Consider the following 14,104-nt stretch of genomic DNA (forward strand, 5'->3'; position numbering starts at 1 on the left):
ACCTCTCCCTATGGGAGAGGTGAGAAGAGGCAGCGCCCATGGGAACACAATTCGACCTTATCTCATCACGCTCTAGGCCGGCACGATCTTGCCTGGATTGAAGATGTTCAGCGGATCGAGCGCCTTCTTCAGCGCCCGCATGGCGTCGATCGCCTCGGGCCCAAGCTCGGCTTCGAGATATTTCTGCTTGCCCTGCCCGATACCGTGCTCGCCGGTGCAGGTGCCACCCATCGCCTGCGCGCGCTCGACGAGGCGATGCATGAATTCCTCGCCGCGCGCCATCTCCTCGGCATTGTCGACGTCGCAGACCAGCGAACAGTGGAAATTGCCATCGCCGACATGACCGACGATCGGCGAGAGCAGATTGAGCCGCTTCAGATCCTCTTCGGTTTCGGTGACGCAATCGGCCAATCGCGAGATCGGCACGCAGACATCGGTCGCGACCACGCCTGAGCCGGGCCGCAGCGCCTTCACCGACCAATAGGCGTCATGCCGCGCCTGCCAGAGCTTTGTGCGGTCCTCCGGCCTCGTGGTCCAGGTGAAACCCAGCCCGCCGCATTCGGAGGCGATCTCCTTGAAGTTCTTCGACTGCTCGGCGACGTCGGCCTCGCTGCCGTGGAACTCGAGCAGCAACAGCGGCGTCTCCGGCAGCGTCAGTTTCGAATAGGCGTTGCACGCCTTCACCTGCGCCGCATTCAAGAGCTCGATGCGGGCGACGGGAATGCCGGTCTGGATCGCCAGGATCGTCGCCTGGCAGGCGCCGCGCACGGTCTCGAACGAACATGCGGCCGCCGCGATGGTCTCGGGGATGCCGCGCAATTTGATCGTGAGCTCGGAGATGATGCCGAGCGTGCCCTCGGCACCGACGAACAGATGCGTCAGGTCATAGCCGGCGGAGGATTTCTTCGCCCGCGTGCCGGTCGTGATGATCTCGCCGTCGCCGCGCACGACCTTCAGCGCCAGCACGTTCTCCCGCATCGTGCCGTAACGCACCGCGTTGGTGCCGGAGGCGCGCGTCGAGGTCATGCCGCCGAGCGAGGCATCGGCGCCGGGGTCGATCGGGAAGAACAGGCCCTGGTCGCGCAGATGCTCGTTGAGCGCCTTCCGCGTCACGCCGGGCTCGATCACGCAATCGAGGTCTTCGGCGTGCACGGCGAGCACCCGGTTCATGTCGCGCAGATCGATGCAGATGCCGCCGGCCGGCGCATTCACCTGCCCCTCCAGCGAGGTGCCGGTGCCGAAGGCGATCACGGGAACGCGATGTTTGGCGCAGATCCGCACCACATCCTGGATGTCGGCAGTTTCCTGCGCCATCACCACGGCGTCCGGCGGCTGCGGCGGCAGCCATGTCGTGGTGTGGGCGTGCTGGTCGCGCACCGCCTTCGAGGTGATGAGGCGGTTGCCGAAGCGCGCCGCCAGCGCGTCGATCGCGGCCTTGAGGGCCGGCGGCTCCGGACGCGCTGGATTGTTCGAAATCGTAGTCGCCACGTGAAATATCCTCCCGGCTTCAGCCGACCGTGGCAAACGTTATATAACGGGTCAAGACCGCCAATCGAACTAACAGGGATGGAATAATGACGACCATTAATGCCGCCAGGGACATCAAGTTGCCCTCAGCCCCGTTTCTGTCCTCGGTGATGCAGATCGAGCCGCAATGGATCGACTATAATGGCCACCTCAACATGGCCTATTACAACGTGATGTTCGACCGCGCCATCGACGAGATCTGGCTCCAGCTCGGCATCGGCCCCACCTACAAGAAAGAGCGCCACGGCTCGACCTTTACCGCCGAGTGCCATGTGCGCTATTTGCGCGAGGTCCATCTCGGCGATCCGCTCCAGGTGACGGTCTATCTGCTCGGCGCGGACGACAAGCGGCTGCACACGTTCGAGGAGCTGCGCCACGCGACCGAAGGCTGGATCTCAGCCACCTCCGAAAACATGTCGCTGCATATCGACATGAACTCGCGCAAGGTCGCCCCGTTTCCATCCGATATCCGCGCCCACATCAAGGCGATCGCGGATATCCATGCATCCATCCCCCGGCCCGAGGGCATCGGGCGCAGCGTGGCGATGCCCGCACGTTAGGCCGGGCCGCCTAGACCCTGGAGCGGCCACGCACCAAGCCGACCACTGCCGAGATCAGGAACAGGATGATGGCGATGAAGAAGATCGCTTTGGCGATCTCGATGGAGACGCCGGCGATGCCGCCGAAGCCCAGGACACCCGCGATCAACGCGATGATCAAGAACGTTACGACCCAGCCTAACATGGCCAAACCCTCTGCTTTCCGTTTCCACCGGCGCGATCGATCATCGCACCAAACTTGAGGAAACAATCCGCCCCCAAAACGAAGGTTCCGGGCCGGAAAACAGCGAAATTTGCTGCCGCTCACGGAACAAAACCGCGCTTTGGGTGCGGCCGGGTCGGACCTTCGCTGCTGCTGTCATACCTCCTGGTAGTCGGCGGGAGCGACCCTGACGTATCCGCCGGCGCGCAGCGACTCGGGCTCGACGATCTCCTCCGCGGGAGCTGTCGGCGCGTTGCGCGCAGTCTTCCAATCGCTCTCGAATATCTGCGTGAAGTAATCACAGATGCCCGGATGAGAGAGCCACACGCCTGCCTCGCGATTCTTGGAGACGGCGGAATCTGACCAGTTCTGCGAACTGACCAGGACATCCTGGCCATCGACCAGGATCATCTTGTTATGGCAATGCACGAAGCGGGTCGTATCGATGTATCGTATGTTCTTGCCGGCCACGAGGCCGAACTGCTGCTTTAGCAGCGCCAGGTTTTTCTTCTCGGCGTCGAGATCCTTCTTGCCGAAAACCTTGCCGAGGATGATGCGGATATCGAGCTTCTTGTTCTGCTTTCGCGCGTCCGCAATTGCCGTCAGCAATTCCTGGATGTGAGGCTGCTTGCCACGAATATATTGCTGCTCGATCAGTATCGACTTCTTTGCCGCCTGAAGCTTCGCCGGGATCACCTGCATGTAGTTGTCCGGACTGAGGACCGGTTGGACGGCAAGCGGTTTGGTGAGCTTGAAAGTCTTGCTCGGAAACAGCTTGGCGGGGATCTTCGTCGGCGCCCGCTCGATTATGAAAGCGTTGGCCGCTTCAATGGCCTGAGCCAGCGCTTCCGGTCCCGTCAGCTCAAGATTCATGTCGCTTTCTAGAATGCCGGTGAAGAACTTCGAAAGTTTCCTGGAGCGGATCGCCAGGCCGGTATCACGATTGCCGGGCCGGAAGTGGGCGGGATCGCCGCCGTCCTTCACGTTGAGGGGTATGCTATTCTCGCTGTAGTTGCCGCTCTGCACGATGCACCATTCACCATCGATGACGATCACCTTCTCGTGCGATGAGCTGAAGAAGTGCACCCGATGACTGGCGCACGATGGCGCCGGCACGCCGTCGACCCCCGCATCGTTCAGGTCGTCGAACAGCTCCTGCTCGTCCTTGCTGTCGATATCGAGCATGAGCTTGACCTTGACGCCGCGCACCAGCGCATCCAGCACGAGCTGCTTGATATACTCGGCGGAAAAGTCATAGATGCCGATCAGGATCGACTTCTTCGCATTGTCAAAGAGCTTCTTGGTCACCGCGAAAGTCGAATCCGGCGAGCAATAGGCGATGATTTCCTGATCGACGTCGACCGCGGGAACCTTGATCTTCTCGTATGCTTCGAGATCGCAGTTGCGCGGAACCATTTCCGGCATGAAGACGTCGGTCCGCACCGGCACCACGCGATCGCCTTCGGCCCGAACGCTCTGCGGTTCGGCAAGAAACGGCCCACGATGCTTGAGCATCGATTGGCGCAATACGAAGCTCGGCATTTTATGCCCCCATGTTTGCGAGAATCATTCCGGTTTGAAAGGCTCGCTCCTGACGCAGACCAGCGGCACCTGGACGTCCCCCTTTTCCGTCGCGACGGTCAGCGCGGGAGGCAGCGTCACGTTGGCTTCCGGAGCGACATGCGCGACGACGACCCAGCCGCGCTTGCCGTGATCCTTCCCCGCCTCCACGCCGATGGCGTGGGCGCCGCATTTCAGCAGCTCGCGACTGTTGAGTTCGCGCGCCTTGTTGGCCTGTTGCTCGTTCGCCATCACCAATCCGCATGGCCGGTCCGCTTCTCATGCTTTCACGAAGCGGAACTTCAGCGCCTTCATGACCTCGGCAATCGGATTAAAGATACTCGCGCTACCCGACCCGGCAAAGTGCAGACCGACGATCTTCTTGCTTGCCTTGTCGACGATGATTGCGCCGGAATCGCCAGGCCTCGAATAATGCGTGCACTTCACCTGGTCCAGGAAGCCGATCTTGCCGACGCCCGGATAGGGCATGACGATCCTGAAGTGGACGTCCTGGACTTCGCCATCGGCATCTTCCGACGTCCGTCCGCGCGTGACGATCTTCATCCCGCGCACCGGATTGGTGGTCGCAAAGGGAGAAGCCGCTCCGCGTATGGAAAAATCGATCTTGTCGAGAAAGTCCTGATCGATCTCGGCGAGAGCCGCATCCACGCGGTTGAGAAAATCGTCACCGGTCTTGAACTTCAGGATAGCGGATAATGTCGCGACGACCTGATCCCTGCCGCCATTGTCTGACTCGCCGGGAAAGACGATCTTGTCGCCGACCTTCCCCAATCCGCTCTTGGCAAGCACGTGGGAATTGCTGAGCACGAACAGCTTCTTCCCCTTCTTGACGATAGCCCCAAGGGTTCCCGTATCCGTCAGATTTCCGATGCTATAGCCGCTGAGCAGCGGCGACCTCTGCTTGTTGACCTGGGGCCGAACCCTTCCGATCGCCTGGACATCGGTGAATACCGCCTTGCGACCCGGCACACTCAGAACGGGAGGGATCATCTTCTGGCTCTTCATCCGGCTCTTGGCGACCTTCTTTTCGACGTAGAAGCAGACGCTCAGTTCGCCGGTGTCTTTCTTCTCGGTGATCTTGTCCGCAATTCCGATGCCGATGATGTTGGGATCTTCGAAGATGGTCCGCACGCGCTCAACATGCCTTGCCTCGAGCAGCCCCAGGGATTCCGGCCGGGCGCCCTTCTCGCCGCTGACCAGGTTGAGCGCATCAAGCAGTTCCTTCGGAGTATCGTTCCTTGCCATGACGTCTCCCCCAGAGATGCAAGCCAACGAACTCAACAATCTTGAGTTGAGATTCGCATTTTGGCAAGCCCACGCGCCCGCCAGTCAATCGAATCTTGATGAAACTATTGCGATCCCGGCTGGCGTTTTGGCGACGCCCGTGGCACGCCGAAAGGCGCCTTTTATTGGCCATGCTGCCCTCGCAAATCGGCGGCGCGAATGCCATGTTATCGACTTGAGAATCAAGGACTTCGTTATTGACTGATCTGCGCAAGCCCCTGCCACATGCTCCTGCTCCGGCGGCCTCACCCGTGCCCGGCGGCATCGCTGCGCGCGCCCGTGCGGCAGCAGGCCCGCAATATCTCGCAGGGCTCAATCCGGAGCAGCGCGAGGCAGTGGAGACGCTGGACGGTCCTGTGCTGGTTCTAGCCGGCGCCGGCACTGGCAAGACGCGGGTCTTGACCACCCGCATCGCCCATCTCCTGAGCCAGGGCCGCGCGCGGCCGCACGAGATCCTGTCGGTGACCTTCACCAACAAGGCGGCGCGCGAGATGAAGCTGCGGCTCGGCCAGATGCTGGGCCAGGCGGTCGAAGGCATGCCGTGGCTCGGCACCTTCCACTCGATCGCCGGCCGCATCCTGCGCATCCATGCCGAGCTGGTGCAGCTCAAATCCAACTTCACCGTGCTCGATGTCGACGACCAGGTGCGGCTGTTGAAGCAACTGCTGCAGGCGGAGAACATCGACGACAAGCGCTGGCCGGCGCGCATGCTGGCCGGACTGATCGACACCTGGAAGAACCGCGGCCTGACGCCGTCGCAGGTGCCAGCCGGCGAAGCCGCGAGCTTCGCCAACGGCAAGGGCGGCAAGCTCTATGCGAGCTATCAGGAACGGCTGAAGATCCTCAACGCCGCCGATTTCGGCGATCTCTTGCTCGAGAACATCCGCCTGTTCCGTGAGAACCCGGATGTGCTCAGGCAATACCAGAGCCGCTTCAAGTTCATCCTGGTCGACGAATATCAGGACACCAACGTCGCGCAGTATCTCTGGCTGCGGCTGCTGTCGCAGGCGCCGTCGCCCCAATCGTCATTGCCGGGCTTGACCCGGCAATCCATCGCGTCTTCACAAGATGGATCACCGGGTCACGACGCTGCGCGTCGGCCCGGTGATGACGAAGATGCGGCTGCGGCACCCACTTCCCCACCCAAGAACATCTGCTGCGTCGGCGACGACGACCAGTCGATCTACGGCTGGCGCGGCGCCGAGGTCGACAACATCCTGCGCTTCGAGCACGATTTTCCCGGCGCCAAAGTCATTCGGCTCGAGCGCAACTACCGCTCGACCGGCCACATCCTCGCCGCCGCCTCGCATCTGATCGCGCACAATGAAGGCCGGCTGGGCAAGACCCTGCGCACCGAGGACCAGGATGGCGAAAAGGTCACCGTCACCGGTTCCTGGGATTCGGAAGAGGAAGCGCGCGGGATCGGCGAGGAGATCGAGGATCTGCAGCGCGCCGGCGAGAATTTGAACGAGATCGCGATCCTGGTGCGCGCCTCGTTCCAGATGCGCGAGTTCGAAGACCGCTTCGTCACGCTCGGCCTGCAATATCGCGTGATCGGCGGCCCGCGCTTCTATGAGCGTGCGGAAATCCGCGATGCGCTGGCTTACCTGCGCACGATCAACTCGCCGGCCGACGATCTCGCCTTCGAGCGCATCATCAATGTGCCGAAGCGCGGACTTGGCGATGCCACCGTGCAGCTCCTGCACGATCACGCCCGCAAGCGCCGCATTCCGCTGTTCGAGGCAGCGCGTGCTGTCGCGGAGACCGACGAATTGAAGCCGAAGGCGCGCGGGAGCTTGCGCGGTGTCGTGCAGCAATTCGACCGCTGGCGGGCGCAGAGCGAGGTGACCTCGCACACGGAGTTGGCCGAGATCGTGCTCGACGAGAGCGGCTACACCGAGATGTGGCAGAAGGACCGCTCGGCGGACGCCGCCGGCCGGCTCGACAATCTCAAGGAGCTCATTCGCTCGATGGAGGAGTTCGAGAACCTGCAAGGCTTCCTCGAGCACATCTCGCTGGTGATGGACCGCGACGGCGAAGCCGGCGACGAAGCGGTGTCGCTGATGACGCTGCACTCAGCGAAGGGCCTGGAGTTCGACAACGTCTTCCTGCCCGGCTGGGAGGAAGGCCTGTTTCCAAGCCAGCGCACGCTCGACGAGCAGGGCCGCGCGGGCCTTGAGGAAGAGCGCCGCCTCGCCCATGTCGGGCTGACCCGTGCCCGGCGCCGCGCGAAAATCTATTTCGCCACCAACCGCCGCATCCACGGCACCTGGTCGACCACGATCCCCTCGCGCTTCCTCGACGAATTGCCGGCGCATAATGTCGAGATCACGGAATCCAAGGGCGGCTCCGGCTGGGGCGGCGCCGGCGGCTACGGCCCCTCGCGCTTCGACAATGTCGAAGCCTTCGGCTCGAGCTATACAACACCGGGCTGGCAACGCGCCCAGGCCAACCGCGCCCGCAACCAGAACCGCGGCGGCGGCTCGCGCGGCGGATTCGACGAGGAGCAATCGCCCTTCGGCGGCTTTGGCCGCAACAAGCGCGCCCCCGTGGTGATCGAAGGCGAACTGGTGGCGAAATCCACCGGGACCGTTTCGGAATTCTCGCTCGATGACCGCGTGTTCCACCAGAAATTCGGCTACGGCCATGTGGTGAAGATCGACGGCAACAAGCTCACCATCGCCTTCGAGAAGGCGGGCGAAAAAAAGGTGGTCGATAGTTTCGTGGAGCGGGTGTAGGAGAGTGTCCTGCGGGTCGCGCACTTAATGCCGGCAGACAGGCCGTAGGGTCTACATGATCCACAGAGGGTTTTCATGTTGACCAACAGCCGCGAGATCATACGCCGCCTGGAGCGGGAAGGATGGGTACTTGTTCGCGTTACCGGTTCGCACCACGTGTTCAAGAATCCCATATCCGGCGAAACGCTGGTCATTCCGCACCCGAAGAAGGACTTGGGGATTGGTGCGCGCCATCTATAAAGGTGCAGGGTGGAAGCCCGATTGAGGTTAGCCATGGCTCACTACGTCGCGATTGTTGAGGACGCCGGACCTGAGCACAGTGTTGGTGTCTGGTTTCCGGATCTGCCCGGCTGCACTTCCGGCGGGGATGATATCGATGAAGCCTTGCGCAATGCGCCGGAGGCTTTGCAGCTCTATGCGGAAAGCCTTGAAAATGACGGCAAGTCGCTGCCGCATCCGCGAACACTGACCGAACTGAGGGCCGATCCGGAGATCGCGAACGACATAAAGACCTACATGGTCGCCCTGATTGAACTACCCGCGCGCGCTCACGCGGCGGAGTGAACTGATCGTCGTTTCGACGGATTGCAGAACCCGCCAAGTGTACCTATGTATTCGCCGCCCCTCCTCTCGCGCGGCGCAACGTCGCGTTCCCTGTCACATTTCCTGCCAGCTCGTCACCACCAGCCATGTCGCCGATCATTTCCGTTTCCAATCTTTCGAAGGTCTATGGCTCCGGCTTCAAGGCGCTGAACAACATCAATCTCGATATCCGGCGCGGCGAGATTTTTGCCCTGCTCGGGCCGAACGGCGCCGGCAAGACGACGCTGATCAGCATCATCTGCGGCATCGCCAATCCGAGTGAAGGCAATGTCTCGGTCGACGGCCACGACATCATCAAGTCCTACCGCGCCGCACGCTCGATGATCGGCCTCGTGCCGCAGGAACTGCACACCGATTCCTTCGAATCGGTATGGGCGACCGTGAGTTTCAGCCGCGGCCTGTTCGGCAAGCCGAAGAACCCCGCTCATATCGAGAAGGTGCTGAAGGATCTTTCGCTGTGGGAGAAGAAGGATTCCAAGATCATCACGCTGTCGGGCGGCATGAAGCGCCGCGTGATGATCGCAAAGGCGCTGTCGCACGAGCCGCAGATATTGTTCCTGGACGAGCCGACCGCCGGCGTCGACGTCGAGCTGCGCAAGGGCATGTGGGAGGTCGTGCGGACGCTGCGGGATGCCGGCGTCACCATCATCCTGACCACGCACTACATCGAGGAAGCCGAGGAGATGGCCGACCGCATCGGCGTCATCAACAAGGGCGAGATCATCCTGGTCGAGGAGAAGGCCAAGCTGATGGAGAAGCTCGGCAGGAAGCAGCTCAAGCTGCATCTGGCGCACAGGATCGACGCCGTTCCGCCGGCGCTTGCGCCCTATCATCTCGTGCTGTCGGAAGGCGGCACCGAGCTGGTCTACGATTACGACACCGCGGGCGAGCGCACCGGCATCACCAGCCTGCTCGGCGATCTCCGCAATGCCGGGATCCGTTTCTCCGACCTCGAGACCAGCCAGTCTTCGCTCGAAGACATCTTCGTCAGCCTGGTGAGAGCGCCATGAACTATCGAGCGATTCGCGCAATCTATTTGTTCGAAATGGCGCGCACCTGGCGCACGCTGTTGCAGAGCATCGTCTCGCCTGTGGTGTCGACCTCGCTTTATTTCGTGGTGTTTGGCGCCGCGATCGGCTCGCGCATCACGGAGGTCGAAGGCGTCAGCTACGGCACCTTCATCGTGCCTGGGCTCGTGATGCTGTCGGTGCTGACGCAGAGCATCGCCAATGCATCCTTCGGCATCTATTTCCCGAAATTCGTCGGCACGATCTATGAAATCCTCTCGGCGCCGATCTCCTATTTCGAGATCATCATCGGCTATGTCGGGGCGGCCGCGACCAAATCGATCGTCCTCGGGCTCATCATCATGGCGACGGCCGGATTGTTCGTGCCGCTGCACATCAATCACCCGATCTGGATGCTGACTTTCCTGGTGCTGACCGCCGTCACCTTCAGCCTGTTCGGCTTCATTATCGGCATCTGGGCCGATGGATTCGAGAAGCTGCAGATGATCCCGATGCTGGTGGTGACGCCGCTGACGTTCCTGGGCGGCAGCTTCTATTCCGTGAACATGCTGCCCTCGGGCTGGCGCACCATCACCCTGCTCAACCCTGTGGTCTACCTGATCTCCGGCTTCCGCTGGAGCTTCTATGGGATCGCCGATGTCGGCGTAGGCCTGAGCCTCGGCATGACCCTGGGCTTCCTCGCCACCTGCCTGGCAATCGTCTGGTGGATCTTCAGGACGGGCTACCGGCTCAAACGTTGATCGCCTCGCGGTCATTTCGGGGCATGCGAAGCATGAACCCGGAATCCAAAGATTGCGGTGCGAGATTCTCCGATGTGCAAGTGCACATCGTAGTTCGCGCTCACGCGCGCCCCGGAATGACGATGTCCCTCACGACGATCAGCGATAGCAGCGGAAATGGCCGGAGCGGGTGTAGTAGCCGCGGCAGCGATGGCCACGGTGCCAACCGCGATTGGGCAGGCCGAGCACGCCGTTGACCGCACCCACGGCACCGCCGACGCCGGCGCCAACCGCACCCCCAACCACGCCGCCGACCGGACCGGCGATCCGATTGCCCTCGTAGGCTCCCTCGTGCGCGCCGCGCACGATGCCTTGGGCATGTCCCAGATGAGGCATCGCAAGCAATGCAAGGATGATGGCGCCGGCCGCAAGCACGAGCCGCGCCGGCGTGACATCAGGCAGCGCCAGCGTCTTGACCTTGGTCCTCTTCATCACAATTCCCAAAAATGCACGGTAAATTGTACCGTCAGGCGGGAGTGTGAAACGCCCTTGCGGCCAAATGGTTGCGCGTCTGTGACGAATTCGAGTCGTGTGCTCACACTCGCGAAAAAGTCAGCAGGCCAGCGCCGGATTTCTCCGACGACGCCTTGCTTGTGCCGCTCGTTATATTAACGATGCATGGCCGAGCTACTGGAACCCGAGCCGGATTCCGGGCATAGTGCTTGCCGGGGACGGAGAACCGCGGCGCTGCAATGTTAGGCCTGGAGGGCCAAAGTAAGATGCGTACGTTCCTCGTTGCTTTCACCGCCCTGACGCTGGCTTTTGCCGGCGCCGCACAGGCCAAAGTCGCCATCACCGTCGACAAGGATAACCAGCAGATGACCGTCGCGGTCGACGGCGTTGAGCGGTATCGCTGGCCGGTCTCGACCGGCATCCCCTCCTACGAGACGCCGAACGGCAGCTTCCGCACTTTCCGCATGGAGGAAGACCACTACTCCAAGGAATTCGACGACGCGCCGATGCCGCACTCGATCTTCTTCACCAAGATCGGGCACGCGATCCACGGCACCGATTCCGTCAACCGCCTCGGCAGCCCTGCCTCGCATGGCTGCGTGCGATTGTCGCGCGAACATGCAGCCACGCTCTACGCCCTGGTACAGGAGCAAGGCGTGCTCAACGCCACGGTGACGCTGACCGGCTCCTCGCAGGTGGCGCTCGCGCGGAATCCGAAACGCGGCAACACCGCGGTCGCCCGCCGCGCGCCGCAGTACGAGCAGCAATTTGGCGATGCCGCTGGCGATCCTGTGATGATCACACCGCAACAGCAGCAGCAAATGCCGCAGGTCCGTGCCGACGATGGCTACATCTATCCGGCCGACGGCAGCTCCAATGCGCAGGTGTATCCGGCGCCGCGCAGCCGCCGCGTCTACGATACGCAGACCTATTATCGCCAACCGCAACAACCGCAGCAATATTCCGACCGCTACGCGCCGGCGCCGCAAGGCTATTACTATCCGCCGCGGCCGCGCGGGTTCTTCACTTACCAGGACTGACCAGCGCCGAGTTGGTCGGCACGACAGAGCGGGATGGCTGCGTCATCTCGCTCTTTTTTCTTCTGCGCCCAATTTCCATGCCTAATCTTTGCCTGTGCGCGAACGCCTCGCATTCCCCTGAAACTCCGCTTTACGCCAATGCGATCCTGCACGTCCGGATCGTGCATGATCCTCATCAACACGCCTGCGTGAGCCCAAATTGACAACGCCCGCCGTGTCCGTATTGTGTCTAGTTGTTTCGCTGGATTTCCCATGACACAAGAAGAAATATCCGGTTTTTGCGTGGATTCGCTTGCGAAAGTGCTGCGGATCGCCAAGGACCGGATCAAGACCGATACCAAGTTCAACCGGCTCGGGCTCGACTCGGCGATGGTCGTCTATGTCATGATGGAACTCGAGGAGAAGCTCGACCTCGAGCTTTCGACCGACGACTTCTACGACTATCCGACCGTCGACGCGCTGTCGCGTTACCTCGCTGAAAAGCTCGCAGCCCGCTCCGCTGCCTGACCCCTAATCGTCGCCGGATATCATTGACCAAGATGGAGACGTTTTCCTCGCTGGTGGCGCTGCTGGCAAAGCGGGCGGAAACGCAGCCCGATGCGCGCGCCTACATCTTCCTCTCCGACCGCGGGGCGGAGGAAGCCATCCTCACCTTTCGCGAGCTGCATGACGCTGCCCGCGCGCTGGCGGCGCGGCTTGGCGAAGTCACCCGGCCGGGCGATCGCGCGATGCTGGTGTTTCCGCCCGGTCTCGAATTCGTCGTCGCCTTCTTCGGCTGCCTGATCGCGCGTGTGATCGCAGTGCCGATGATGATGCCACGGCGGCAGAGTGCGCGCGACTCCAGCGCCGCGATCATGGCCAATTGCGAACCTGCAATCGCGCTCACCAGTTCGGCCTTCGCCATCCGCGGCGATCTGCAGGAGCGGTTTTCGCGCGAAGGCCTGCAGTGGCTGGCCGTCGATCTCGACACGACGCCGGCGCAGCCTGCGGCCGATCTGCCGCTTCCAGCGCGAGAGGATATCGCCTTCCTGCAATACACCTCGGGCTCGACGTCCGAGCCGAAGGGCGTCGCCGTCAGCCACGGCAACCTGCTCGCCAATCTCGAGATGATCCGCATCTCGCTCGGCAACACCGAGCGGTCGACCTATGTCAATTGGGTGCCGCTCTATCACGACATGGGGCTGATCCTGAACACGCTGGAGGCGTTCTATGTCGGTGCGCTCTGCGTGCTGATGGCGCCGAACGCCTTCACCCAGCGCCCACTCAACTGGCTGCGCGCGATCAGCGACTATCGCGCCGAGGTCGCCTGCTGCCCGAATTTCGGCTACGATCTCTGCGTCAGCCGCTACCGCGCCGAGCAGATGCAGGGCGTCGATCTCTCCTCCTGGAAGATCGCGCTCAACGGCGCCGAGCCGGTGCACGCCGAGACGATCAAGCAATTCATCGAGACCTTCGCCGCTCACGGCTTCGATCCCCGCGCCGCGTTCCCGGCCTATGGCATGGCGGAAGCGACGCTCTTGATCTCCGGCGGCAGCCGCGGCGCCGGCCATGTGACGCGCGACGTTAGCCGCGCCGCGCTGCAGGCGCATCGGGCCGAAGCGCCGGCTGATGCGGCGGATAGCCAGACGCTGGTCGGCTGCGGCCGCGCGCTCGAAGGCGAGCGGATCGCGATCGTCGATCCCGACACCTGCGCGCGCCTGCCCGTGGACCAGGTCGGCGAGGTCTGGGTCAACGGTGCCAACGTCGCGGGCGCCTATTGGAAGAATCCGGAAGCGACCCGGACCGGCCTGCACGCGCGCATCGCGGGCGATGACGACGGCGCGAGCTGGCTGCGCACCGGCGACCTCGGCTTCCTGGATCGGACGGGTGAAGTCTTCATCACCGGACGGATCAAGGACTTGATCATCGTCCGCGGCATCAACCACTATCCGCAGGATCTCGAGCGCACGGTGCAGGCGGCACATGCCGCGCTGCGGGCCAATTGCGGCGCGGCGTTCTCCGTCAGCGACGAGCACGGCGACGAAACGCTTGTCGTCGTGCAGGAGGTCGAGCGCACCGAACGCAACCGGATCGACGGCGCCGAGATGAAGGGCCTGATCCGCGAGCACGTCACCGACCAGCACGAATTGTTCGCGCGCCATATCGTGTTGATCCGGCCGGGCACGCTGCCGAAGACCACCAGCGGCAAGATCCAGCGCAGCCTGGCGCGCCGGCTGTGGTCCGAAGGCCGGTTCGAGGATCTCGCCGCCGACGCGGATTGACTCGCTCTTGCCGTCATCGTCCGGCTTGACCGGACGATCCAGTATTCC

General features: G+C 62.5%; 14 protein-coding genes and 1 pseudogene. 9 read left to right on the forward strand and 6 right to left on the reverse strand.

Features of this window, described 5'->3' with window-relative positions:
• Positions 1-72: 72 nt before the first annotated feature.
• Positions 73-1,488 (reverse strand): FAD-binding oxidoreductase, encoded by a 1,416-nt coding sequence (locus tag AC5ZGW_RS07260; protein WP_496113890.1) that lies wholly within the window; start codon positions 1,486-1,488, stop codon positions 73-75.
• Positions 1,489-1,574: 86 nt separating this feature from the next.
• On the opposite strand from AC5ZGW_RS07260, the gene AC5ZGW_RS07265 reads away from it, so the two are divergent.
• A complete protein-coding gene (locus tag AC5ZGW_RS07265; RefSeq protein WP_130230419.1) occupies positions 1,575-2,087 on the forward strand; it encodes a thioesterase family protein in 513 nt (170 codons plus the stop codon).
• 10 nt (positions 2,088-2,097) lie between these two features.
• Here the strand turns inward: AC5ZGW_RS07265 and AC5ZGW_RS07270 are convergent, their stop codons facing one another.
• The 4 genes from AC5ZGW_RS07270 to AC5ZGW_RS07285 form a co-directional block, all read right to left on the reverse strand.
• Positions 2,098-2,271: a DUF1328 domain-containing protein gene (locus AC5ZGW_RS07270; RefSeq protein WP_027578166.1), complete on the reverse strand. Its 174-nt coding sequence runs from the start codon at positions 2,269-2,271 to the stop codon at positions 2,098-2,100.
• Between the two features lie 174 nt (positions 2,272-2,445).
• A complete protein-coding gene (locus AC5ZGW_RS07275) occupies positions 2,446-3,831 on the reverse strand; it encodes a phospholipase D-like domain-containing protein (protein ID WP_245475104.1) in 1,386 nt (461 codons plus the stop codon).
• A 24-nt stretch (positions 3,832-3,855) separates the two neighbouring features.
• Positions 3,856-4,101, reverse strand: a complete 246-nt coding sequence (locus tag AC5ZGW_RS07280) for a hypothetical protein (RefSeq protein WP_028168840.1) — start codon at positions 4,099-4,101, stop codon at positions 3,856-3,858.
• 27 nt (positions 4,102-4,128) lie between these two features.
• Positions 4,129-5,115 (reverse strand): chymotrypsin family serine protease, encoded by a 987-nt coding sequence (locus tag AC5ZGW_RS07285; protein ID WP_130230421.1) that lies wholly within the window; start codon positions 5,113-5,115, stop codon positions 4,129-4,131.
• 245 nt (positions 5,116-5,360) lie between these two features.
• Between AC5ZGW_RS07285 and AC5ZGW_RS07290 the strand changes: the two genes are divergently transcribed.
• From AC5ZGW_RS07290 to AC5ZGW_RS07310, 5 genes and pseudogenes are all read left to right on the forward strand, one after another.
• Positions 5,361-7,892, forward strand: coding sequence for an ATP-dependent helicase (locus AC5ZGW_RS07290; RefSeq protein WP_130230427.1), 2,532 nt, complete (start codon positions 5,361-5,363; stop codon positions 7,890-7,892).
• Positions 7,893-8,039: 147 nt separating this feature from the next.
• Positions 8,040-8,132: pseudogene (locus AC5ZGW_RS07295) on the forward strand (type II toxin-antitoxin system HicA family toxin); the annotation flags it as partial.
• Positions 8,133-8,165: 33 nt separating this feature from the next.
• The gene (locus AC5ZGW_RS07300; protein ID WP_028168844.1) at positions 8,166-8,456 is read left to right on the forward strand and encodes a type II toxin-antitoxin system HicB family antitoxin; all 291 of its coding nucleotides are present in this window, start codon (positions 8,166-8,168) and stop codon (positions 8,454-8,456) included.
• 125 nt (positions 8,457-8,581) lie between these two features.
• A complete protein-coding gene (locus tag AC5ZGW_RS07305) occupies positions 8,582-9,505 on the forward strand; it encodes an ABC transporter ATP-binding protein (protein WP_130230423.1) in 924 nt (307 codons plus the stop codon).
• On the forward strand, positions 9,502-10,263 hold the full coding sequence (locus tag AC5ZGW_RS07310; RefSeq protein WP_028168846.1) for an ABC transporter permease: 762 nt from the start codon (positions 9,502-9,504) through the stop codon (positions 10,261-10,263). The genes AC5ZGW_RS07305 and AC5ZGW_RS07310 overlap by 4 nt, the downstream gene beginning before the upstream one ends.
• A gap of 138 nt (positions 10,264-10,401) precedes the next feature.
• On the opposite strand, the gene AC5ZGW_RS07315 is transcribed toward AC5ZGW_RS07310, so the two are convergent.
• The gene (locus AC5ZGW_RS07315; protein WP_496113891.1) at positions 10,402-10,734 is read right to left on the reverse strand and encodes a hypothetical protein; all 333 of its coding nucleotides are present in this window, start codon (positions 10,732-10,734) and stop codon (positions 10,402-10,404) included.
• 287 nt (positions 10,735-11,021) lie between these two features.
• On the opposite strand from AC5ZGW_RS07315, the gene AC5ZGW_RS07320 reads away from it, so the two are divergent.
• From AC5ZGW_RS07320 to AC5ZGW_RS07330, 3 genes are all read left to right on the forward strand, one after another.
• The gene (locus tag AC5ZGW_RS07320) at positions 11,022-11,795 is read left to right on the forward strand and encodes a L,D-transpeptidase (RefSeq protein ID WP_130230547.1); all 774 of its coding nucleotides are present in this window, start codon (positions 11,022-11,024) and stop codon (positions 11,793-11,795) included.
• A 252-nt stretch (positions 11,796-12,047) separates the two neighbouring features.
• Entirely contained in the window at positions 12,048-12,302 is a 255-nt protein-coding gene (locus tag AC5ZGW_RS07325) for an acyl carrier protein (protein ID WP_028168850.1), read from the forward strand.
• A gap of 32 nt (positions 12,303-12,334) precedes the next feature.
• On the forward strand, positions 12,335-14,056 hold the full coding sequence (locus tag AC5ZGW_RS07330; RefSeq protein WP_130230555.1) for a fatty acyl-AMP ligase: 1,722 nt from the start codon (positions 12,335-12,337) through the stop codon (positions 14,054-14,056).
• Positions 14,057-14,104: the final 48 nt, after the last annotated feature.

The sequence above is a fragment of the Bradyrhizobium sp. Crot121 genome (genome assembly GCF_059512385.1).